The sequence below is a fragment of the Pseudomonas sp. NFACC43 genome, from assembly GCF_900119645.1.
In the GTDB taxonomy this organism is placed as follows: domain Bacteria; phylum Pseudomonadota; class Gammaproteobacteria; order Pseudomonadales; family Pseudomonadaceae; genus Aquipseudomonas.
The window spans coordinates 123,522-145,843 of record NZ_FPKK01000010.1 but is presented as its reverse complement, the minus strand read 5'-3'; the positions used below and the strand labels follow the sequence as shown (position 1 = coordinate 145,843).

Below are 22,322 nucleotides of genomic sequence, written 5' to 3'. Positions count from 1 at the left end.
GCGAACCGGTAGAAAGTCGGGCGCGCACCATAGCATGCTGACCGTAGCCAGGGCCAAGATCACGCGCGTGCCGGCCAGGCGCTCAAATGTACGGCTGCAGTGCGCGGTTCCATTGTTGATGAGTCATGTTCACCCTATCGGTCAGGACATTGAACGGGGCAGAGCCATCCTGGGACTCCATCAGGATGTTGGCGCAGTTGAAACAGGCGGGGAAGGCCGAGGCGGTCTTGGCACCCTTGAGTTTCTGCGTCACGACCAGAATCTGCGACGGATCGGCTTCACCCGTCATGGCCTTCTGAAAAGCCAGCGCAACGTGTCCGCCGACGCTCTCGGCATGCATGCCTGGAAGCCCGGCGGATTTGGGCAGGTAACTTCCCCCCGCGACGATATGGGCCTTCAACCGCCTCTGGAGCAGGGGTTGAAACGTGGGGGTTTCGTACTCCAGGCCCGCCAGGTTGATCGGGTCGGGGTTCGTGCCTTTGTAGACCTTGATGGGACGTTGGGTGTCCTGGTACGTCTCGATGAGCTTCTTCTCCAGGAATGTCTCGTAACGGTCGATATCGCCGAACTTGAAGATGCCCCCCGAGACCGGATCGTCTCTCTCCAGGCCTTGTTCGGCGGGACGATATTCCACGACGCCGTGGCGTTCCACCGTTAACTGGGGAGGCAACGGGATATTGAAGAAATCCGTCAGTCGAATCGTTTCGTCAGGTGTCGCGCCGGGTATTTCAAAGCCCGCATGGGCGACCAGGTTGTCGTCCCTGTTCTTCTTGAGAAACAGCTCGGCTTCCGGGTTGTCGCTGAAATGGATCTCGCGCATTTTTTTCACTTTGGCCGGTGAGCCGGTAATAGCGGGCAGCGGGTTGGCCCCGCCTTGCAGAATGAGCTGGGTACGCTCGCTCATGAGCGTGAGCAGCTCGTTGCCCCCCTGGAGCGTCTTGCTGTCCTTGTTCAGGCCCAGGTTGTCCGAATAGCGCATAGGGTTGTTCCCCACCATCGCATACAGGTTCAACCCATCCACCGGCCCCGCCGGGTCCGGGTTGACCCAGCGCATCGTCCACGGCGCGTAGTAACGCAATCCATAGCAGTAAAGCCCGCTGGCGTCCCTTTCCTTGCCGCTGTAGCGGATGGTTTTCTGGCTGGCCTGTACCTCGCAGTCCGCTGCCCACCATGCGGTGCCGCCGAAAGGGTAATACCCTTCATGGCTGATGAGCCGGGCGTCCTGGTCCAGTTCCTTGACCAGTGAGCCCAGGTGGTCTTCCAGGCTGTAGCGCAGCTGGCCCTGGTCGATTTCTTCCGGCCGGCCTTTTTCCCAGTAGAGTCCCCGCACGTTGAAGCCCAGGCCTTGCAAGGTGCAGACATGCAGCGCCTGGCTGTCGTCCAGGGTGCGGATCTCGAGGCCGGGCAAGTAGCGCACCTCGCGCACATGGCGTGTAGCGGCCGCCTGGCTGCTTTGCCGCTTGCGCACACGCAAGCCCTGGGCGTCGTAGACGTAGCGCTCCTCATCGTCGTCGCTGGCCAGGCGATGCACCTGTGTCACGCCGTGCAACTGGTTGCGCAGGTTCCAGGTCAGTTGCCTGCCGGTTCCGGGCAGTGTCAACGGGTTGCCGTCGGCATCGAAGCTCAGGTCATCGCCGGGAACATCGCCCTTGCGCCACTGCACGCAACGATTGCTCGACGGGTCCATGGTCAGGTGCAGCGTATGCGCCTGGCCCGGGGCCGCGCTGTTGTGGATCAGTGTCTGCAGATTGCCGCCTGGGTCGTAGCGATAATGCTGGGTGTAGGGCGTGCGCAGTGACAGGTCCATCGGCGGGATCAGCGCTGGCAGTTGCGGTTGAGTGCCGGCGCCGCCAGCCTCCAGGCCCGTGGCGCTTTCCAGGCGATACAGGCTGTCGTAGGTGAACCGGCGGACGCCCTCGATGCGCTGGTTGGCGTGATAACGGGTGACATGGGTGTGGTCGGTCAGGGACGTCATATTCCCCACGGGGTCGTACCGGTAGCTGAAGTGTTGAAGGACGTCGCTGTCTTTGACAGCCTTTTGTTCAAGCAGGCGTCCATTGGCAGGGTCATGGCTGTAGGTGGTCATGACCCCGTTACCGGCGACATATGCGTTCAGTCTACCGTCGGCGTTGTATTGCATGCGTTGGACAATCACCTGCGCGATGGGGCTGTCGGCCCATTGCAAGTGAGTGGCCGCGAGCTGTCCGGCGATGTCGAAGTCCCGGCGTTGGGCATGGCCCTTGGCATCCCTGTGGCCCAGGATTTCAGTCAGGGCGCTGTAGAACCAGTGTGTGTCGTAGGCAGTGGGTTCGAGCAGCGCATCGCGCTCGGTTTCGTTCCGGGGCCAGTCTGGCGAGTCCAGCGTGACGAGAAAGCGCCGGGACTGATGGAGCGAGGCACCGGCCATTGAATAATCGATCATCGATAGACGCCCGGCAGTGTCGTAATGCTCCACCAGCCGACCGCATCGATTGCGCCGGGCACTGTCGCTCGAGCTGTCGCCATAGTGCAGGTATTCGACGGCGACCCAGGCCTGGTCCCGGCCTCGTTCCCGGATCGCCACGGGGCGTAGTCGCGAGTCGTAATCGATGTGTTGCTCGCTGCCGCGCCCGTCCCAGCCCCTCAGTTTCTGTCCTGCCACGCCGAAGAGCTCCCGACGCATTCCGCCGTCGACACTGTGGGTGAGCAACGGGGTTCCCGACAGGCTATAGAAGCTATGCAGGTTGGCCGTTTCCGTACCGTGCAGGCGAGGGTCCCACTGGAAAACGATGCGGCCGGCCACGTCATGCGCCTGGGCAGTGATCAGCCGCTGTGTCTGATCGCCGCTGGAGTCGCGCAGGTAGTCCACGCGCCGCACCGGGCCGGCGCGTCCGTCGAACACCGCCAGCACTGGCGTGTTTGCGTGGGGCTGGCTGTTCACCTGTCAGGCCCCGGGATCCGTATCGTTGTAGTCATGGTCGCATTGATACCAGGGATGATAGACATGCCAGGCCTCGTGTCCCTTGGCATTGATGACCTTGACCAGGCGTCCCGGCGGGTCGTAGAACTGCTGGTCGTGGTAGCCGTGGACACGCAGCGAGGCGTCGTTGATGTAGCGCCAGGCATCGGCGAAATAAGGGCGATAGACTCGGGTGACCAGCCCTTTGTTGTCGTACTCGACACGCTGGCTCACGCGCCAGCGTTGTTCGGCCAGGTGTTGCAGCGGCTGCCCGTTTTCCAGCACCAGCGAACCGTCCTCGGCCACGGCGTAGGCCTGGCCGGCCTCGACCCGTTGCTTGGTTTGCAGGGCGCGACCGAAACCGTCGACGGCGCTGACGGCGATGCGGACCTGCCGTAACGGATCGTCCGGGTAGCGATCGGCGCTCAGCACCACGCTGTGGGCCGGTTCCCGGGGTGCGGCATTGACCAGCACCCAAAGCAGTTCCTCGGCGGCGCTGCGTTGTTTCAGTTGCGCCAGGCGGGTTCGGCCTGAGGCACGGACATGGCCATTGGGCAGCATGTAACGCTCGCGGATCCACTCGTCGCGCTGCGTCGAGAGCACCAGCGTGACGTCGAGCGAGCCCATCCAGCTGAGCGCGTCGGTGCGCACCGCGCTGGCGATATTGCCCAGGGTTTCTTCCGGATAGGCGATGGCATGACCCGGCGTCAGGTCCTCGGGCGGACGGTAACAGGCGATGTCATCGAAGCCGGCCGGAACGCCGTTTTCGGTGCCATGGAAGGTGATCCCCAATGGCACCCCGCCGGGGCCATACAAGGCTTGCTGGATGTTGTCGTTGGCATCGACGATCTGCTGCGGCAACAGCGAGTGGTAATCGTATCGGACACGGGTCTGGCAGCCGTCCGGCAGGGTTATGGCGATGCTCATCAGGTGGTAAGGGTCATATTCGACCGTCGTGATGCCATGGCTTTGGGTCTCTTGCAGGGCACTGACCTGGAAAAAACCCTCCAGAGGCTGGTAGATGGCAAAGCCGAGCTTTTTCGACCAGAGGTTTTCAGCCATGTCCTCGTCGGGATCTTCCGGCAGGAACAGTTTCATGGGCTCGTAGCCTATGGTTTCCAGTTCCTCGCGAATATCGAAAGGGGGCGGCACGGTGTCGTAGGCGTCCAGAGCCTGTTTGTCGAATTCAGCCACTTCCAGAGGGCCACGCAGGGCTTGGAAGGCGATGTCATCGTGCTCGTCCAGCAGGTAATTCTGTTCCTGCAGTGCGATCAGTTGCCGGGCGGCGACCCAGGGCGCGGAATCCTGGTGTTCGAGGAACGTTTCGTAGCTGATCTGCCTGGGGTTGAGTCCCTGGGGCAGTTCGCCTTTCGGACGTTGCAACCCGTTGGCCCTGGAGCGCCATGGCAGGCCCAGACGCTGGCGCAGCCCGGTGTCATCGATCAGGTGCAGGTGCTCGGCCCGTTTCTCGATGATATGGAACAGCTGCTGCTGCTCGTCATGGGCATCGCGCCACCAGGTGTTTTCCAGTTCGTCTTCGAAGGGCGGTGAGTCCAGGGCGGTGAGACGACGGGCATAGTGAACGGCGAACCCGTGGATGAGCTGGCCGAAGAGGTTCCATTTCAGGTTGATGTCGTGCCGCACTTGCGGATCGTGGGGGAAACCGTCGTATTGATGGGTGAGGGTCTCCAGCTCCAGCACCAGCAGGCTTTTCTGATGGGCGTGGGGATGGCGCAGCAGGTAGCGCTGTTGCGTCACGGTATAGGGCCTGGGGGGGCCGTCCGGATCGACGGGATGGGTTTCACTGCGCAGGACGTAGCCGCCCAAGGCATAGGCCATTTCCCGAGCGGTGTCCGGGTCGGGAACGATGATCTCGTTGGCCTCGTCGCTTTCATGGAAGCGGGCCAGCAGCGTCGGCCCCAATGGCACCGCGTCGGCGTCGCCTGCGAAACAGTCCCTCAGGGGCTGGTCGACGGTGCGACCGGTGTGGAACCAGGTCTTGACCAGTACCGGTGCGGTGAAGCCCTCTTGCGCCTCGTCTTCGCAGACTTCGCTGTCGAGCTGGTACAACCGGCCGAAACCACGCAACTCACGGTGACGGCTGTCGTAGTCGCCTTCGAAATAAGTGAAGCGTTGGGTCAGGCAATTGCCGGTGATCTCGTCCCGCTGCTGTTGACGCGCCACCAGCAGCAGGGCCAGCGGCAGATAGCACACGGGGAGTTTGTCCTGGGCCACGTGCTGCTGCTTTTCATCCAGCCAGTATTGGGCGCTGCTGCGGTAGGCGAGGCGGGTGCTGCAGCCCATGTTGTTGTTCGTGCCCTCCAGCAGATAGGGGCGGGCCGTGACGAAATCATAGCGCCAGTGTCTGGGCTTGCCGATATCGGTCATGTGGGGCGTGCTGAGGATCAGGCTGGCGCAACCCAGGCCCTGCAGGTCGGCCAGGGTGACCTGGCACAGATTGTCGTACCGCACACCGGTGGGCCAGGGCACCCGGACCGGTGTCTGCTCGAGGCCATTGCCGCCGCGGTTGAGGTAGATGTCGAAGCCGTCGCTGTCGAGGTAGATCAGCGCGGGGGCGCCGGAGCCGTCCAGGTCGGCGATCCGTACCCGGTCGGCGTCGAACTCACCATAATGAAAGGGCAGGGCGCTCATGACGAATCCTTCGCCGAAACGCCCGTGCCCCAGGTTCGGCCAGCACTTGATCTCATCGAAGCGGATGCGACACAGCTCAGTGCTGTCGCTGCCCAGCAGGTTGCCGAACAACACCAGCTCGCTGCGTACGTTGCTGAACAGGGGCAATTCGCTGTCCGGTTCGTGGGGCACATTCACGCCAGGGGCGAATCCTTGTTCGCGCAGGTTGGCATACAGCCGCACGCTTTTGGGCCCGATCATGGCCAGGGAACGCAAGCCGTCGCCGACAAGGTCACCCAGTTGCGCGGCCGGGTGCAGGAATTCGGTCGGCAAGCGCTGCAAGCTCTGGAAACCTGACCAGCTGCGGTCCGGGTTGAGGGTGTAGAAGCCGTTCATGCCGGGCTGGGCGATGACCCAGTTGAGTCGGCCACTGCCGGTCAGGTCGGTCAACACTTGCAGTACCGCCGGGTTGTCGCTGGCGACCGGCAGGCTCTCCAGGCGTGACCACGGGCCGTAGGCGATCGTGTCGCCACCGGCCTCGGCGCGCTCGGGTTCGCGGTAATACCAGCCGTCGGTGTACCGGCAGAGGAAACCCGGAACACCCTCGCCGTAGAGGTCGACGCATTGATAATGCCGACCGTCCTCGATGGCCGGCATCGTCTCGAACTCGAGGAAGGTTTCGGGGGTGAGGTTGAGCTCGAAACCGCTGTATTGCAGTTCCACGGGCGGCCGGTATTCGACCCGACCCTCGGCGTCCCAGGCCTGGTAATGGGTGGCGGTCAGCAGACTGTAGCCCAGTGCCGTCGAGGTGTATTCCAGCAGCAGTCGTTGTACCAGGGCGGGCTCGGTGCCGGTCTCGATGGGAAAGTGATGGAACATCAGGACTTGATGGCACAGGCGCCGCGTGCCGACTTCGAACCCGTACCGGTATGCGTGGATCGGGTCGCTGCGCAGGTGCCACGGTGCCTCTTCCTCGGTCAGCCAGGAAGGTTTCTGCGCAAGGTCGAGGGTGCGCTGGCCGTAGTCCAGGAGCAGGTGGAAATGCCAGTCCCGGTCTGCCGGGTCTTGGTCTTCGAAACAGTAAAAGGTTTCACTGGCCGTGGCGTTGCCGTAGCACACCCGGCGCAGGTAACGCTGGGTGCGATAGTCGTGGGGGCCGTCGAACGGGCCGGGATCGGCCGCGTATTCATAATAGATGTGCTCGCCCGAGGGGCTGACCTCCTCCAGCAGCAGCCATTCGGCGATGCGTATCGGCGCGGGAGGATCTGCCTCGGGGTCGATGGGTTCGGCGATGCGCGAGGCTTCAGTGCTGCCGTAGCAATACAGGTGGCCGTTGCTGCCCTGGACACGCCAGAACGGCGCGCCGCCGTCCGTGGGCGTCCAGAGTTCGTAGACGTCGAAGGCGCTTTCGACCCTGGGGTAATACCGCACCACCGCGCAGGTAGTGCCGCCGGGGCCTGCCTGGGGTCGAATGATCGGCGGCTCCAGTAATTCGGGCCAACGCTCGACGCCGTCGGCATCGATCATCACATCGTCGTCGGCATAGTGCGGAACGCCCTCGCTGCTCCGGCGGGCGATGCTGGGAATGGGTAGCCGCATGCCGATACCAAAGGTGCCATTGCCGCCCTGGCTGCCATAGAGCAGTGCCAGCGCGGGGGTCAGGTGACGGGCTCCGGACAAGGGTAATGGTAACTCGAACGAGGCGGCTCCCCGGGTGCCGACAGGGCCGATCCGGTTGCCGATCGTGGCAATGGATGCACTGCTGGAGAGGGTGGGGGGCACAATCTGGAGGGGCGTCTGTTCTGCCATCGTGATCATCTCGTTCGGCAACGCCAGGGCCATACCCGGCAAAACATGAGGATGCCAAGAGATGGGCGATGGGTAACCTGTCAGATCCGACAGGTGCGCAAGCAGGTCGATAAGTGGTAGGTACCCGGACAGGGACACCGTTGCCCCGGGTGAAAAGCGCTGTGCGGCAGTTCCGGCGGACATGAAAAAAGGCCGGCAGGTGAGCCACCTGCCGGCCTTTTCGGGTTCGACGTACGGTTATTGCACTTCGATCGCCAGGTTTTCGCTGATCTTCTTCTGCCAGATCGCCGGGCCGGTGATGTGCACCGACTCGCCTTTGCTGTCGACCGCCACGGTCACCGGCATGTCCTTGACCTCGAACTCGTAGATCGCTTCCATGCCCAGTTCGGCGAATGCCAGGACCTTGGATTTGCGAATCGCCTGAGCCACCAGGTAAGCGGCGCCACCGACGGCCATCAGGTAGACGGCCTTGTTGTCCTTGATCGCTTCGATTGCGGTCGGGCCGCGCTCGGATTTGCCGATCATGCCCAGCAGGCCGGTCTGTTCCAGGATCTGGCGGGTGAACTTGTCCATCCGCGTGGCGGTGGTCGGACCGGCCGGGCCCACGACTTCGTCACCGACCGGATCGACCGGGCCGACGTAGTAGATGAAGCGGCCCTTGAGGTCCACCGGCAAGGTTTCACCCTTGTTCAGCATCTCGACCATGCGCTTGTGCGCCGCGTCACGGCCGGTAAGCATCTTGCCGTTGAGCAACACGGTTTCGCCCGGCTTCCAGCTCTGGACTTCTTCCGGGGTCAGGGTATCGAGGTTCACGCGACGGGCCGACGGGCCGGCTTCCCAGACGATTTCCGGGTAGGCGTCCAGGGGTGGCGCTTCCAGGGAGGCCGGGCCGGTGCCGTCCAGCACGAAATGGGCGTGACGGGTGGCGGCACAGTTGGGGATCATGCACACCGGCAGGGAGGCGGCGTGGGTCGGGTAGTCCATGATCTTCACGTCGAGCACGGTGGTCAGGCCACCCAGGCCCTGGGCACCGATGCCCAGCTGGTTGACCTTCTCGAACAGCTCCAGGCGCATCTCTTCGATACGGTTTTGGGGGCCGCGTGCCTTCAGTTCATGGATGTCGATGGACTCCATCAACACTTCCTTGGCCATGACGGCGGCCTTCTCGGCGGTGCCGCCGATACCGATGCCGAGCATGCCCGGTGGACACCAGCCGGCACCCATGGTCGGCACGGTCTTGAGTACCCAGTCGACGATGGAGTCGGACGGGTTGAGCATCGCCATCTTCGACTTGTTCTCGGAACCGCCGCCCTTGGCCGCCACGTCCACTTCCACGGTGTTGCCCGGGACGATGGAGTAGTGGATGACCGCCGGGGTGTTGTCCTTGGTGTTCTTGCGCGCGCCCGCCGGGTCGGCGAGGATCGATGCACGCAGCACGTTCTCCGGCAGGTTGTAGGCGCGACGCACGCCCTCGTTGATCATGTCGTCCAGGCTCATGGTCGCGCCATCCCAACGCACGTCCATGCCCACGCGCACGAACACGGTCACGATGCCGGTGTCCTGGCAGATCGGCCGATGACCGGTGGCGCACATGCGCGAGTTGATCAGGATCTGCGCCATGGAATCACGGGCCGCCGGCGATTCTTCGCGCAGGTAGGCCTCGTGCATCGCCTGGATGAAATCCACGGGGTGGTAATAGGAAATGAACTGCAGGGCGTCGGCAACGCTCTGAATCAGGTCGTCTTGCTTGATCACGGTCATGAGTCGCGCTCCTCTCAAAGACGGGAACATTCAATAAGGTGTCGCTCGTTTGGGTGCATCGGTCGACGAACGGCACCTCTTAAGACACGCCGGGCATGCTGGCGCGACGCTAAAAAGGCGCGGCAGTATATCGCAGGCGGGCATCCTGTGGGAGCGAGCTGCTTTTGGGCGAGGGGATTTATCCCCTCTGGGCTGCGCAGCATCCCCATAACCAGACAATTCGGTGTATCAGGCTGATCTCGTTCGAGCTTTTTGGGGCTGCTGCGCAGCCCTGCGGGGATAAAATCCCTCCGCACAGGGAACCATATCCATGGCCCAAACCGGGGTCCGCCCGCATCGAATAATGCGTCAATCTGGGCCATTGCTTTGACGCCATTTTTCTGCTCCAGAATTGAATGGTCATTTGCCCTGCACGCCACTAAAGTGGCGTCTGGCCTGTAGTGTAGGACTGATTTTTCAGTCTCATTTCCAACGGTGAGTCAACGATTGACCCATAACGCCATTCAACGTCTCCTGCTCAAACGCTTCGCCCTGGCGGCCGCAACCTACGCGCTGGCACTGGTGTTGTTGTGGCTGGCATATTTCAGTGGTCATTACCAAGACTCGTTGCGCGATGTGATCATCGGCAGTGGGTTGGTGGTGTTGTGCCAGGGGGCTCTGTTCGTCCTGTTTGTCACGGATCGCAACCTGCGTTTCGCCGACCCAAGCCTCACCGAGGCGCAGGTCCTGATCGGCCTGGGCTGGCAGACCTGGATGATGATGCACCTGGACCAGGCCCGGGGCGTGTTCCTGGTGTTCTACGTGCTGATCCTGCTGTTCGGGCTGTTTCACTTGTCCCGACGGGCTTTCGTGCGTTGCGCGACGCTGGTCTTCATCAGTTTCACCGGCATTACCCTGTGGGATGCCTACTTCTTCCGGTTGCCCGACCCGACCCTGGCCGGGTTGCAGGTGTGCGTGCTGTTTATTGTGCTGGTGTGGCTGGTATTGTACGCCCGATATGTCCAGACCTCGCGCCAACGCATGCGCCAGCGACGCTTTGCCTTGCAGGCGCACCAGGACACCCTGCGCGGGATGATGCGCCAGCTCGAAGACCTGGTGGCCACCGACGAGTTGACCGGGCTGTTCAACCGCCGGCACTTCCTGCGCCTGGCCACTCGTGAACTCAACTCCCTCAGGCCTGGTGTCGCCCATGGCCTGGCCTTGATCGACCTGGACCATTTCAAACGCATCAACGACCTGCATGGCCATGCCGCAGGCGATCAGGTGCTCCAGGCATTCGCCGGCGTCGCCACGGCCTGCCTGCGCGAAGGTGACGTGCTGGCCCGCTATGGCGGTGAAGAGTTCGTGATGCTGCTGCCTGCCTGTGATCCCGCGCGCCTGACTGCCTGCTGCGAACGACTGCGGCGAGCGTTCAGCGAAGTCGAGTTGAGCGGTTTGCGACTGGGGACCCTCAGCCTGTCGGTGGGCATGACCCTGCTGGAAATCGACGACGACCTGGACGGCGCCTTGCAGCGCGCCGACCAGGCCTTGTACCGTGCCAAGCGCGACGGGCGAAACCGATGCGCGGCGGCCTGGGAGAATGTCGATGCCTGAATTGACGGTTGCCGGCCGACACTGGACGGTGGCGGCGGGAAGCAACCTGCTGGACGCGTTGAATCAGTCCGGCGTGGCCGTGCCCTACAGTTGCCGCGCCGGCAGTTGCCATGCGTGCCTGGTGCAATGTGTGGACGGCGACGTGCGCGACAGCCGGCCCGATGCCTTGAGCCCGACGCAGCGCGACCAGGGCTGGCGCCTGGCATGTCAATGCCAGGTGGTGCAGGACGTGCAGATCCACGCCTTCGATCCGCAGCGCGACGGTCAGGCTGCCCGGGTGGCGGCGGTGGATTGGCTGGGGCCCGACGTGCTGCGCATCCGTATCACGCCTGAGCGGGCGCTGCGTTATCAGGCCGGCCAGCACATGGTGCTGTGGCTCGGTGACATAGCCCGGCCTTATTCCCTGGCGAGCCTGCCCGGCGAAGACCGCTTCCTGGAGTTTCACCTCGACTGTCGCCAGCCCGGTCAGTTCGTCGATGCGGCCCGATCCATGACGGCTGGCGACCCCATCCGCCTCGGTGAACTGCGCGGTGGTGCCCTGCATTACGACCCCGAGTGGCGCGACAAACCGCTGTGGCTGCTGGCCGCTGGCACCGGGCTGGCACCGCTGTTCGGCATCCTGCGCGAGGCCCTGCGCCAGCAACATCGAGGCAGCATCCACCTCATCCATGTGGCCCATGACGCTGGCGGTCATTATCTGGACAAACCCCTGGCCGCGCTGGCGGCCAAGCACCCGAACCTCACGGTGGAGCTGCTGGCCTCGTCCGACGCCCCCGCGGCGCTGGCGCGGCTGCGGCTGCCCTCGCGGCAGACCCAGGCCCTGGCCTGTGGTCATCCCGAGCGGGTCGAGGCCTTCGCCAAGCGCTTGTACCTGGCGGGGTTGCCGCGTAATCAACTGCTGGTGGATGTGTTCCTTCCCCGGGCTTGAGTCTGTGCTCACCCACCTCCAGGCAGAAAGCAAAAAGCCCCGCCATTCACATGGCAGGGCTTTTTTCAGCGGCCGGTCACTCAGACCATCGGGTCGCCCACATGCAGGATCTTCATGCCGTTGGTGCCACCGATGGTGTGGTAGCTGTCACCTTTGGTCAGGATGACCCAGTCACCGGTCTGCACCACGCCGCGCTTGACCAGCTCATCCACCGCCGCCTGGCTGACTTCGCCCGGTTGCAGGGCGGCCGGGTCGAACGGCACGGTGTAGACGCCGCGGAACAGCGCCGCGCGGGCCTGGGTTTCGCGGTGCGGGGAGAACGCGTAGATCGGCACCGAGGAACGAATGCGCGACATGATCAGAGGCGTGTAGCCACTCTCGGTCAGGGCGATGATCGCCTTCACACCGGGGAAATGGTTGGCGGTGTACATCGTCGCCAGGGCGATGCTCTCGTCGCAACGCTCGAAGGTCTTGCCGATGCGGTGGCTGGAGGTCTTGCTGGTCGGGTGCTTTTCAGCGCCGATGCAAATGCGCGCCATGGCCTGCACCGCTTCGAGCGGGTAGAGGCCGGCGGCGCTTTCGGCCGAGAGCATCACGGCGTCGGTGTAGTCGAGCACGGCGTTGGCTACGTCGGACACCTCGGCGCGGGTCGGCATCGGGTTCTGGATCATCGACTCCATCATCTGGGTCGCGACGATCACCGCTTTGTTATGACGGCGTGCGTGCAGGATGATCTTCTTCTGGATACCCACCAGCTCGGCATCGCCGATTTCCACGCCCAGGTCGCCACGGGCCACCATCACGGCGTCGGAGGCCTTGATGAGGCCGTCGAGGGTCTCGTCGTCCGCCACGGCTTCGGCGCGCTCGATCTTGGCCACCAGCCAGGCGGTGCCGCCAGCCTCGTCGCGCAGTTGGCGGGCGTATTCCATGTCGGCGGCGTCACGGGGGAAAGACACGGCCAGGTAATCGACTTCCATTTCCGCGGCCAGCTTGATGTCGGCCTTGTCCTTGTCGGTCAGGGCCGGTGCCGTGAGGCCGCCGCCGCGGCGGTTGATGCCTTTGTGGTCCGACAGCGGGCCGCCGATGGTCACGGTGCACACCAGTTCGGTGGCGGTGGCGGTGTCGACGCGCATCACCACGCGGCCGTCGTCCAGCAGCAGCTCGTCGCCCACGCCGCAGTCCTTGACCAGGTCCGGGTAATCGATGCCCACCACCTGCTGGTTGCCTTCGGTCAGCGGATGGCTGGTGGAGAAGGTGAAGGTGTCACCGATCTTCAGTTCGATGCGCTTGTTGGCGAATTTGGCGATACGGATCTTCGGGCCTTGCAGGTCGCCCAGCAAGGCGACGAAGCGACCATGCTTGGCCGCGAGGTCGCGCACCAGCTTGGCGCGGGCCTTGTGTTCTTCTGGCGTGCCATGGGAAAAGTTCAGGCGGGCGACGTCCAGGCCAGCCAGAATCAGCTGTTCAAGAACTTCCGGCGAGTGACTGGCCGGGCCTAGGGTAGCGACGATTTTGGTGCGACGGACGGACATGCAAGACTCCTCAAGTTCAAGCGCCAGCGAAGGCTACTATGGTCTTTGGGTGTAGTCATTGTTCATGTGCACTACTTATTCGTTTCTTTTTCGAAATGAACATTCCCGAATATTTTCACACCTGTTAAGCCCGAAAGCCGAACATCGCTTTTGTGGCGAGGGGATAAATCCCCTCGCCACAAGCGCAAGCCCGGCTCCATTTTCAGGCTGAAGATTTTGCCGGCCAGGTCGATACAGGACTCAAGACAGGAGAACCTCCCATGCGATTCGTGCTTTTTGTTGCCCTGGCCCTGAGCATCACGGGCTGCACCCGTTGGTCGATGAACCATCATATGAACCTGGCCTACAAGGCCTATGACCGTGGCAACTGCGAGCAGGTGATGCTCGAACTGTCCCAGGTCGACCGCGCCAGCCGGGCCCGCCGCTACATGCAGCCGGAGGTCTCGATGCTGCGTGGCCAGTGCCTGGAGCGGCAGAAACTGTTCATCGATGCGGCACAGACCTACCAGTTCATCATCATTCAATACCCCACCAGCGAATACGCTTTCCGCGCCCGCGCCCGCCTGGAAACCCTGCAGAGCCTGGGGCATTACCCGACCCGCAGCGCCTCCGCAATCCGCCCGACGGCATTCTGACCGTTCGTCAACAGAAATGGCCATGTGAAATACATGGCCATTCTTCGTCTATACCATTGCGCCAGATGAAACTTACGACACCTGGCTGGTCGTCGCTGAATCGTCAGCTATATTTGTACAAGTCGTGATTAGAGCCAGGTCTCTAATTTCGAGGCGTCACCTGTGACTGGCAGAATTATGGCCAAGAGGCTTGGAAGCGTCTGGCACCGGGATCGGGGAGAGCGGGCAGGCTTTGGCCCGTTCCGAAGTATTCGGTAGGCACCCTGTTGGGTGGCTGGGAAAAGCGATACAGGACATGTACAAAAAGCGTCGGATAGAGCGGCAGGACTTGCCGTGCTTCCTGAAAGTGTTCAATGGTGTCAATGACAAGCTCATCGGCTACCTGGGCAATGTTTCCGCAGACGGGCTGATGCTGATCAGCCAGTTGCCGTTGATGGTCGGTGCGGATTTCGACCTGCACCTCAAGATTCCCGCCGATGAAGGGCCGCAGATGAACATCAAGCTGAAGGCCACTTGCCTGTGGTGCCACGAGGACGTGACGCCGCAGCACTTCGACGCTGGCTTCAGTCTGCAGGTGATTCCACCGGAGTACGGGCAACTGGTCAGTGCGCTGCAGCAGTACTTCAGTTTTCGCTCGATGTCGGAATCGGCTTGAGAATGCTTCCATAGGGCCAGGCCTTCTGTGGGAGTGGGCTTGCTCGCGAAGGCGTCGGCACATTCAGCATTGATGCCAGCTGATCCACCGTCATCGCGAGCAAGCTCGCTCCCACAGGGTCTTCATACATTCTTTACTTCTAGAGGTCGTTCGACCTTCAGCGCTGGACCTTCGCTTCGTTATCCAGCAACCGCTCCAGCAACAACACCCCCATCTCGCCCATCTGATGAATCGCCAGCGCCAGGTTGCGCGTGGCACCTTCCAGATCTTCGGACAAATCCAGAATCAACGTGCTCACCGAGCAGAAGGTTTCATAACTGTGCACCAGTAGCCCTTCGGGGTCGGCATCGGGCGCGACGATGAAGTAGTCCAGGTGCCTTTCGGGTTTGGCCGGCGTGTCGGGCTTGAGGTAATGGTCCAGGGCCTTTTTGGCGGCTTTGTCGAGTTTTCTTGCGTCGAGGGGGGCGGACAGCGGGTTGGTTTTCGGGGGATTGGGTGTGGGTTTGATCATCATCGTTTTTCCATGATTGGGCTGCCACCCGGTTCGCGACTAAACGAGGGGTGGCGGCTGGACGCAGGTTAGTCGACCGGTGGAAAAACGAAACCCGGCGCGCCCGAGGGCGCCCTGCGAACAGCCACCATCAAGTGCGGGGATAGGGTTACCCGGCTTGATGACACTTGTGCACATCGTTCTTCACACCGGGCGACTAAACCCGGACGCTGATTATCAGCGACGCGAATCAAGTTACGGGGCAAGGCCAAGGCGCACAAGCCGGCGGATTCTGGCGGATATGTAGTCCGTTGCGCAAGGCGGTGTAGCCAGTTGGGCATTAGGCCTACACCGCCGATCCCTGCCGCTCGTCAGCACTGTCAGAACTAACAGGTGATCAAGCAAGCTGTTTTGTCATTCACTGAGCCCAAGCGGACTTCCGGTGATACGTCGGCCGCAATGAGCCTCTATGCACGAGTGACGATTAAGGGGTAAGTCATGGAAACTGGCGATGATCCTGAGAAAAATAAGTTCGCCTCCTCACCGGGGGCGGCGAGCGAGATTGCTCATGTCACTGAGGGTGATAGTGATACGCTTGGCCAAGAGCCGGAATCTAATCCAAACTCTTTAACCGGGGAAGTTTTTTTACAAGCTGTCAACGGTTCTCTTTGGGCAAATTTCACGGCTTTATATGCATGGTCTTCGGATGGAAAGTCATTTGAGTTGAGAAGGCCGAAATACAGTGCAAAGAGTAATGGGCGAAGAAGCGGAAATGTTTACATAAGTCTTAAATCGGCCGTAGAGACTGGATATCAGGAGCTTACAGATGATGATGGGATTCAGGATGGGAACTGGCACGAAATAAATCAAACGATTGCGGTGCGAGGGAATTCTGATTTTGTCGAGGTGTACTATAAATATACGTACGATATTTACCTTGAAGATGACCCTTTTCTATATGCAAGTCAAAAATATTATTATCGACCTCTCCCGCCCACCCCAACCATTGACCCCATTCGAAACGTTAATAGCAGGACATTTACTGTCTCGGGGGCAGGAGGGGTGCCTGGCAGTGGTACGGTTATTCTGTACAACGAAGACAACGACGCTACGTTGGGGCCAGCAACAATGCAGTCGAATGGAAAGTGGGCTGCCAGTGTAGAACTGAGCCCGACATCTGGTTCGATTTCCATTTACGCCAAGCAGAAAGTTGGCGATATATATTCCTTAAAGTCTGCTAGCACATCGAGAATATACTTGGTGACCTTGGCAGCGCCTGCTTCTAATTCTTTTCTGGAAACTGGTGTGGGTTTTAGTGGAGCCGCTGCTCCTGGAACGTTGATTAGGGTGGTGAAGGCTAACGACAGTCTCTTTGCTCTGGCGCCTGAGGTAACCGCAACGGGCGGCATTTGGTCAACGACTTTCAATGCCACCCTACCGAGCGGTTCCGTACCTGTGGTGGCACAGTTCAGTCTGGCTGGTTATCCATCAGGTAAAACCGCTGCTGTCACCTACCGAGTCCTGGGAATTCTGGCTATTACTTCCCCCTCCGCTAATAGCCATCAGATGCAAACATTCACCCTTTCAGGTAACCAGGGTCTGGAAGGGGCCTCCGTGCAGGTTTATATCGAATGGTCGTCAACTATGGTCGGAACAGGTTCCGTAGGCGCCAATGGTGTCTGGAGTGCGAGCGTTACAACAGCCGCTGGGCCTGTTTCACTTGTGGCGATGCAAACATTGAGTGGGAAGGGGTCTGGGCGAAGCGTCTCCCGGGCTTTCAAAATAAAACCGCCGAAATTGATAGATTCCCAGGTGTCCTACCCCAGTCCCAATACCGTGAGGTTTTCAGGTGTTGGCTACAGCAGCGGTGCAAGGGTAGAGATTTTCAATATAGAGGGTGATCTTCAGATATATACCAATGTGAATACAGACCGCAGTTGGAGAGTGGATTGGAACGATCGGCCTCCTTCCTCACCTCATCAGATGAATGCCCGGCAAGGTGTGTCCGATGGGGCTGGCGGCTGGATTTACTCCGACTTCGAATATGGGCTCAGTATCACTGTGCCGGTCCCGGTCCCGACCCTCACGGTTAGCGTAGGCGCCGACCGCAAACCGGTGTTCTCCGGCACCGGCCATAGCTGGACGGGCCAGCCCGCCGCGCGGGTCGAGGTGCGGCGGGTCGGGGAGTCGACGCCTGCCGCGCCGATTGCCAACGTGGCGATTAACGCCTGGTCCAGCATCGCCGCCGAAGCCTGGAACCCAGGGACCTACTTCGTCGAAGCCTGGCAACTGTTCAAGCCGGCCGGGGAGAGCAGTGACCTGCGGTCTGAGCCGACCCCCTCGCGGGAATTCACCATCAGGGCCCCGGTGCCCACCGTGGAGTTTCGCCACGACGGCCTGACGCCGCGTTTTTCCGGCACCTGCCTGGCCGGTGGGCAGGTGCAGCTGTGGTTCGACGGCGACCCGGATTCGCCCTATGACGCGGTGGTGAGCGGTACCACCTGGAGCTTCACCCGAGACGAACCTTTCATGCCCGGCGCGTATACCGCCAGGGTGAAACAGTCCTTCGGCGGCCAGACTTCCGACGAGGTGCTCCAGCCGTTCGATATCGTCGTGTTGAAACCGGTTATCACTTCACCCATCGATGAAGACGTGGATCACAACCCGGTCATCCGGGGCACCGGTGGCATTCCGGGGGCGACGATGCGGGTGCATGAGTTCGTCTCGGAAGGGCTCCTCGGCGAAGCCCCAGTCACGGGAAACGAATGGTCGGTGCCCATTCGGGAAGACCTTTTGTTTGACGATTACAAGGTCTACGCCATCCAGCAGTATGGCGAATTTCCTTCCGAGAAAAGCGAACCGGCCAGCTTCACGGTGATCCTGTTCCCGCCCACCATCGAGTATCCCCAGCCTGGGGATGCCATGGCCCGCGTCTCGATCATCGACGGCTATGCCCGCAAGGCGTCCGGGGTGGACATGGCGACGGTCGAGTTGTGGCTCGACGGCGCGGATGAGCCGCTGGCCACGGTGCGGGCCAGGGGTGTCGATGGCTACTGGTCCTATGAAACCCATTTGCCGGTGGGCACTTACACGCTGCGGGCCAAACAGTTTTTTCAGGGCAAGCCCTCCGATTTCGGTCCTGACCATGAATTCACCGCCGTGCCGGCCATCCCGCTCATCGAGTCCCCGGCGCTGCAACAGCACCTCGGCGCGACAGCGACGATTTCCGGCCATGGCTATGTCGGCGATTGGGTGGAAGTGGCCTGGAGCGACGCGCCCGACACGCTGTTGGGCAGGGCGCAGGTGCAGGCGAACCGCACCTGGTCGATTCCCATCGCTATCACGCGTGCGGCCGGCACTCATTCATTGATGGTGCAGCAGGAATGCGAAGGTTATCGCTCCGGCTGGAGCGCGGCGCACGAGGTACTGCTGTTATCCCCGGCCCCGACGTTCACCTCGCCCGAGGCCGGTCACTGGTTTGCCGGGCAGGTGTTTTTCGAAGGCACCGGCGCGGCCGGCCAGGGCGTCGATGTGTCGTACTGGTTCGATGCCCGGCAGTTGATCGCCCAGGATCGCCCGGTGGCCGACGGTGCCTGGACGGGCTCGCCCGAAGCACCGTTGGCCCCCGGCTCGCACTGGGCGAAGGCGCGGCAGAGTGGAACGGACTGGGGTGATAGCCCGCGTTTTGAAGTGGCTCAGGTAGAGGAAAACCCCACGGCTCGCGCCGTCCTCAATCATTAAAGCGGAGCTCTGCGATGAAAGATTCTCCGGCTCGAATCGCCAGCCGTTTTTGCGAACAACTCTTGGCTGAGCGACAGTCCGAACAACTGTCCGACCTTGAGCAGTATTTTGCTGCGGGCGGCTCGGTGTGTGCGTTGGCACGCAAAGGAGTGGCCGGGCTGGTGAACGAGTACGGGTTGGAAAGCGAGGATGCCCAGGCGCTTGCATTTCGTCTCAACGGGCTGGCGACGAGGGTGCTCAGGGGCTTCATCGAGGACCAGTTGACCCGCCACGAGTCGCTGCCCTCGCACCTGCGTCAAGGCTTGTTGGCGTTGGTCGACGGCCCCACTTACGAAGGGCTGTTCAAACCCAATTTCGGTAATAAATGCCCATCGGATGCAATCGAAGCCATTCATTCACCCGTGGCCTATGCGGTGTGGCTCAAGCACTGGTCGCAACGGCGCCTCGTGCCTTCCGAAGCCAGCGACGCTTATGCGCTGACCTTGCGACGCAAGGACTTGGACCTGCTGCGCATCGATCCGGTAACGACCCATCGCGTGGTGTCATCGGTCGAGGTGATCAGCGCCGTGCTGGAGAAGTCCATCGCGGATTCCTTGGGCGGGGGCGGCAACCTGGACGAGAAACTGAGCCGGCGACGCTACCCCAACGGGCTGCCTTACCATCATCCCTGGACCACGCTGGACGAACTGACCCGGGACCTGGGGCTTTCCGTGGGCACTGTGGTGCGCTGGTGCGATCCGGCGTTTCCTTATTTCCTGCGTGCGCTGCCCTGGGGAGACACCAGCGGTCATGCACTCACCCAAGCGGCCCGGCTGAGTCCGGCCTTACGACAGCTCATGCTGGAGGCGTCGCCTTTCCCCGACGGGGATCAAGACAGCTATTTCAAGGAAAACTTCGCGGCGCGCTCGAACATCGAATCGCAGAACCTGAACCAGACGTTCTTTTTCAACCAGCGGACCCAGCTGACTCAATCCGGACTTGAAGCCCTGCTCTCGGTTGAATTGTTTGCCCCGACGCTGTCCGAGCATGCGTTGATGCTCGATGCCCGGGTCACGCCCGGGCATTCGGGCTCGGTGTTCGTCAACAACGGGCTGGCAGAGCCGTCGATGTTCATCAGATATGGCGGCGACGAAAAGACCAACAAGATCATCGAGCTTATTTCCGAAGACGGTATCTTCACGACCGACAGGATCGACCGTCTCAATCGCAAGATCCGTCTGGACAACGCCCTTGAGTTGCCCAGCCATGAAACCGATGCGCTGCTGAGCGCGATCATCGGCGCTGAATCGAATTCCGCTGCAACGGCGAACGCCTCGTCGCAGGCGCAACCGCCCGATTACTGGATGACGAGCAGTACCGTCCGGGCATTGGGGTTGTTCCGGATGCTCCAGGAGGACTATCGGTGTTCGGCGCAGGAATTTGCGGTATTCGTGGGGGATATCTCGGTTTTCGGTCGTGGCAGCGAGCTGTCGCAATTCGACCGTGTCTTCAACCGGGACACGCTGTCGACACCCGCGTTGTTGATGGACGACGGTACGTTCGAGTTGATACCGGAAACGGAAGCCGATGCATTGACGGTCGCGCAGATTTGCGGCGGGCTGAACATCGACCTGGCTACCTATTTCAACCTGGCTCCATTGATCGCCGATGCCCTGGGCCTTACCGCGCTGCAACGCAGCCTGCCGGTACTGTCCAGTTTCTACCGCATAGCCAGGTTAGCGCAGCTACTGGGAATCGCGCCGAATGTGGCGGTGGAGATTCTCAGGCGGTTGAGTGGAGAGTCCGGGCTCGTTGCGTTGCTCGGTCGGCCGGTCATCGGCGCGGACGGCCAGGCAGCGGATGTCTTGGCGTCGATCCAGCGCCTGGAGGGGTGGGTCCGCTGGTGCGCCGACAATAACCTGGACGTGGCCTGGACCGTGGAGCGCGTCCAACCCGTGGCCGCTCCCACCGAGCCTTCGCCGGCACAGAACCGGCTCTTCGATCTGCTCCGCTCGCAGCTCGCGCCTGCGTTGTTCACCGAGGCCGCGTTGCGCATGGCTGGTGTCCCGCCGTTGTCCAACGACCGGCAATGGACTCAGCAGTTGCTCGAACTGGCCGACACGCACGGGCTGGTGATCCATCGCAGCGAGTCCGCCGACCTGCCTTACGAGGACTATGCCCGGGCGATGGTCGAGCGCATCGTGCGCCAAGTGCTCGGCCGGGACGATCCACAGACCGTCGAGCAGATCGTCGGCGTGTTGCTGAGCAGCCGTGCCGGCCAGCGCAGCGTGGTCCAGGAGAGCCTCGGGGTGTATGGCGAACTGTCCGCGTCCCTGGCATTGCCGGTGCTGGCCTGGGCGGGAAGTACGGTATATGAGGTGCTTTCCTACGTATTGGGACGTCCGGCCGCGGGCGTGTCGTCGCGCAACCATCGGCGCGATGACGAACCTGGCGACCCTTTCCTGGGCATGCTGGTGGGGTTTACGCACCGCAGCGACGTCGTGAAAACCCTCAAGCTGAGCGAGGCGTTCCTGGCGCTTTACCTCCGCGTCGGTGACGGTGTCGAGCCAGCACCCGCCACGGCCCCCTTCACCCCACGCGCGCTGTATTACCTGACGGTCTACAACCGTGCCGTAACGCTCAGCCAGAAACCCGAATCACCACTGCTCGATTACCTGGAACTGGTCAACGGGCTGCCCAACGACCTGTCCGGAGACGGGCTGAGACTGGTGCAGGCCCATGCCGCCGAGCTGCTGGCCGAACTCTTCGACTGGAGCGCCGAGGAAGTGCGCGCCTGCGCCGATCGGGTCAATCCCGGCCAGGGCTACATCCGCAGCCTGGGGCACCTGGATCTGTTCACGCGCCTGCGTGGGTTTTCGCTCCAGAGCACGCTGGATGCATCGACCACGCTGAAACTGGGCATGTTGCCGCCCGATGCGTCCTTCAGTGCCTACCAGGCCGTGGCCGATCAGGTCACGGCCCAATTGGCGGACCCCCACAGGACTTCACCCTTGTACGGTCTTCATGCCGGCGGTGATCGGGTGGAGGTCCAAAGCACGGTAGATCGCAGCGAAATGATCGCCAACAGCAATCAAACGGCGGAACTGACCCTCACGGTTACCCTCGCAGGGGAGCCGCAGAAAAACGTCAACGTGTACTGGACGTCCAAGTCGTGCCGTATCGATCCGCCAAAGTCCGTCACCAACCAATATGGCAAGGTCACGGCCACCGTGCATGCCGGTACGACGATGGGGCGTGACCTGATCAGCTGTCGGCTCGATGCCCGCGAGCCACAGCCGGCGGTGACGATCACCCTGGGGAACGATCCTTCTACGTTCGAGTTTGCCCGCGTGGAGGGCGATTTCGTTGTCACCAAGGAAAAAGCCGGCACCGACGTTACCTTGCGGGCGCACTTGCACGACCGCTACGGCAACCCGGTTGCCCATGAGCCGGTGAGTTGGGAGCTCAAACCGCTTTACAACATCCCTGTCCTGGGTACCACCAACGCCGAGGGCATGGCCGACGTGACGTTCACCAGCACGGCACCGCTTAAAGTTGACGAACCGATAATCAGGAGGGATGACCTGAGCCTGCTGTTTATGCCCATCGAATTCATCTCATGAAGCACGC

Annotated in this window: 11 protein-coding genes; 6 read left to right on the top strand and 5 right to left on the bottom strand. The window is 61.7% G+C overall.

The window, feature by feature from the left end; translation table 11 throughout:
- Positions 1 to 82 precede the first annotated feature (82 nt).
- The 3 genes from BT179_RS18190 to BT179_RS18180 all read right to left on the bottom strand — a co-directional run bounded on the left by BT179_RS18190 (position 83) and on the right by BT179_RS18180 (position 9,139).
- Positions 83 to 2,920 carry an RHS repeat-associated core domain-containing protein gene (locus BT179_RS18190; RefSeq protein ID WP_072449269.1) on the bottom strand — a complete coding sequence of 946 codons (2,838 nt, stop codon included), beginning with the start codon at positions 2,918 to 2,920 and terminating at the stop codon, positions 83 to 85.
- 3 nt (positions 2,921 to 2,923) lie between these two features.
- On the bottom strand, positions 2,924 to 7,378 hold the full coding sequence (locus BT179_RS18185) for a SpvB/TcaC N-terminal domain-containing protein (protein WP_072432128.1): 4,455 nt from the start codon (positions 7,376 to 7,378) through the stop codon (positions 2,924 to 2,926).
- A 237-nt stretch (positions 7,379 to 7,615) separates the two neighbouring features.
- Positions 7,616 to 9,139 carry a fumarate hydratase gene (locus BT179_RS18180; RefSeq protein WP_072432125.1) on the bottom strand — a complete coding sequence of 508 codons (1,524 nt, stop codon included), beginning with the start codon at positions 9,137 to 9,139 and terminating at the stop codon, positions 7,616 to 7,618.
- A gap of 486 nt (positions 9,140 to 9,625) precedes the next feature.
- Between BT179_RS18180 and BT179_RS18175 the strand changes: the two genes are divergently transcribed.
- Both BT179_RS18175 and BT179_RS18170 read left to right on the top strand, forming a co-directional pair.
- Entirely contained in the window at positions 9,626 to 10,732 is a 1,107-nt protein-coding gene (locus tag BT179_RS18175) for a GGDEF domain-containing protein (protein ID WP_072395236.1), read from the top strand.
- Positions 10,725 to 11,660, top strand: a complete 936-nt coding sequence (locus BT179_RS18170) for an iron-sulfur-binding ferredoxin reductase (RefSeq protein ID WP_072395234.1) — start codon at positions 10,725 to 10,727, stop codon at positions 11,658 to 11,660. The genes BT179_RS18175 and BT179_RS18170 overlap by 8 nt, the downstream gene beginning before the upstream one ends.
- A gap of 80 nt (positions 11,661 to 11,740) precedes the next feature.
- Here BT179_RS18170 and pyk read toward each other — a convergent pair whose 3' ends face one another.
- On the bottom strand, positions 11,741 to 13,192 hold the full coding sequence (gene pyk, locus BT179_RS18165; protein ID WP_072395232.1) for a pyruvate kinase: 1,452 nt from the start codon (positions 13,190 to 13,192) through the stop codon (positions 11,741 to 11,743).
- Between the two features lie 260 nt (positions 13,193 to 13,452).
- On the opposite strand from pyk, the gene BT179_RS18160 reads away from it, so the two are divergent.
- The gene (locus tag BT179_RS18160) at positions 13,453 to 13,827 is read left to right on the top strand and encodes a tetratricopeptide repeat protein (protein ID WP_072432126.1); all 375 of its coding nucleotides are present in this window, start codon (positions 13,453 to 13,455) and stop codon (positions 13,825 to 13,827) included.
- Positions 13,828 to 14,122: 295 nt separating this feature from the next.
- Entirely contained in the window at positions 14,123 to 14,482 is a 360-nt protein-coding gene (locus tag BT179_RS18155) for a PilZ domain-containing protein (protein WP_072395228.1), read from the top strand.
- A gap of 157 nt (positions 14,483 to 14,639) precedes the next feature.
- Here the strand turns inward: BT179_RS18155 and BT179_RS18150 are convergent, their stop codons facing one another.
- Positions 14,640 to 14,993 (bottom strand): DUF6124 family protein, encoded by a 354-nt coding sequence (locus BT179_RS18150; RefSeq protein WP_072432129.1) that lies wholly within the window; start codon positions 14,991 to 14,993, stop codon positions 14,640 to 14,642.
- Positions 14,994 to 16,973: 1,980 nt separating this feature from the next.
- On the opposite strand from BT179_RS18150, the gene BT179_RS18145 reads away from it, so the two are divergent.
- The gene (locus tag BT179_RS18145; RefSeq protein WP_143148716.1) at positions 16,974 to 18,713 is read left to right on the top strand and encodes a hypothetical protein; all 1,740 of its coding nucleotides are present in this window, start codon (positions 16,974 to 16,976) and stop codon (positions 18,711 to 18,713) included.
- Positions 18,714 to 18,727: 14 nt separating this feature from the next.
- Positions 18,728 to 22,315 carry a Tc toxin subunit A gene (locus BT179_RS18140; protein WP_072431893.1) on the top strand — a complete coding sequence of 1,196 codons (3,588 nt, stop codon included), beginning with the start codon at positions 18,728 to 18,730 and terminating at the stop codon, positions 22,313 to 22,315.
- Positions 22,316 to 22,322 lie beyond the last annotated feature (7 nt).

What these genes read in the sequence shown, in the direction of transcription:
- BT179_RS18185 (WP_072432128.1), bottom strand. Translation starts at nt 7,378, where the DNA reads ATGGCAGAACAGACGCCCCTCCAGATTGTGCCCCCCACCCTCTCCAGC.
- BT179_RS18180 (WP_072432125.1), bottom strand. Translation starts at nt 9,139, where the DNA reads ATGACCGTGATCAAGCAAGACGACCTGATTCAGAGCGTTGCCGACGCC.
- BT179_RS18170 (WP_072395234.1), top strand. Translation starts at nt 10,725, where the DNA reads ATGCCTGAATTGACGGTTGCCGGCCGACACTGGACGGTGGCGGCGGGA.
- pyk (WP_072395232.1), bottom strand. Translation starts at nt 13,192, where the DNA reads ATGTCCGTCCGTCGCACCAAAATCGTCGCTACCCTAGGCCCGGCCAGT.
- BT179_RS18160 (WP_072432126.1), top strand. Translation starts at nt 13,453, where the DNA reads ATGCGATTCGTGCTTTTTGTTGCCCTGGCCCTGAGCATCACGGGCTGC.
- BT179_RS18155 (WP_072395228.1), top strand. Translation starts at nt 14,123, where the DNA reads ATGTACAAAAAGCGTCGGATAGAGCGGCAGGACTTGCCGTGCTTCCTG.
- BT179_RS18150 (WP_072432129.1), bottom strand. Translation starts at nt 14,993, where the DNA reads ATGATCAAACCCACACCCAATCCCCCGAAAACCAACCCGCTGTCCGCC.
- BT179_RS18140 (WP_072431893.1), top strand. Translation starts at nt 18,728, where the DNA reads ATGAAAGATTCTCCGGCTCGAATCGCCAGCCGTTTTTGCGAACAACTC.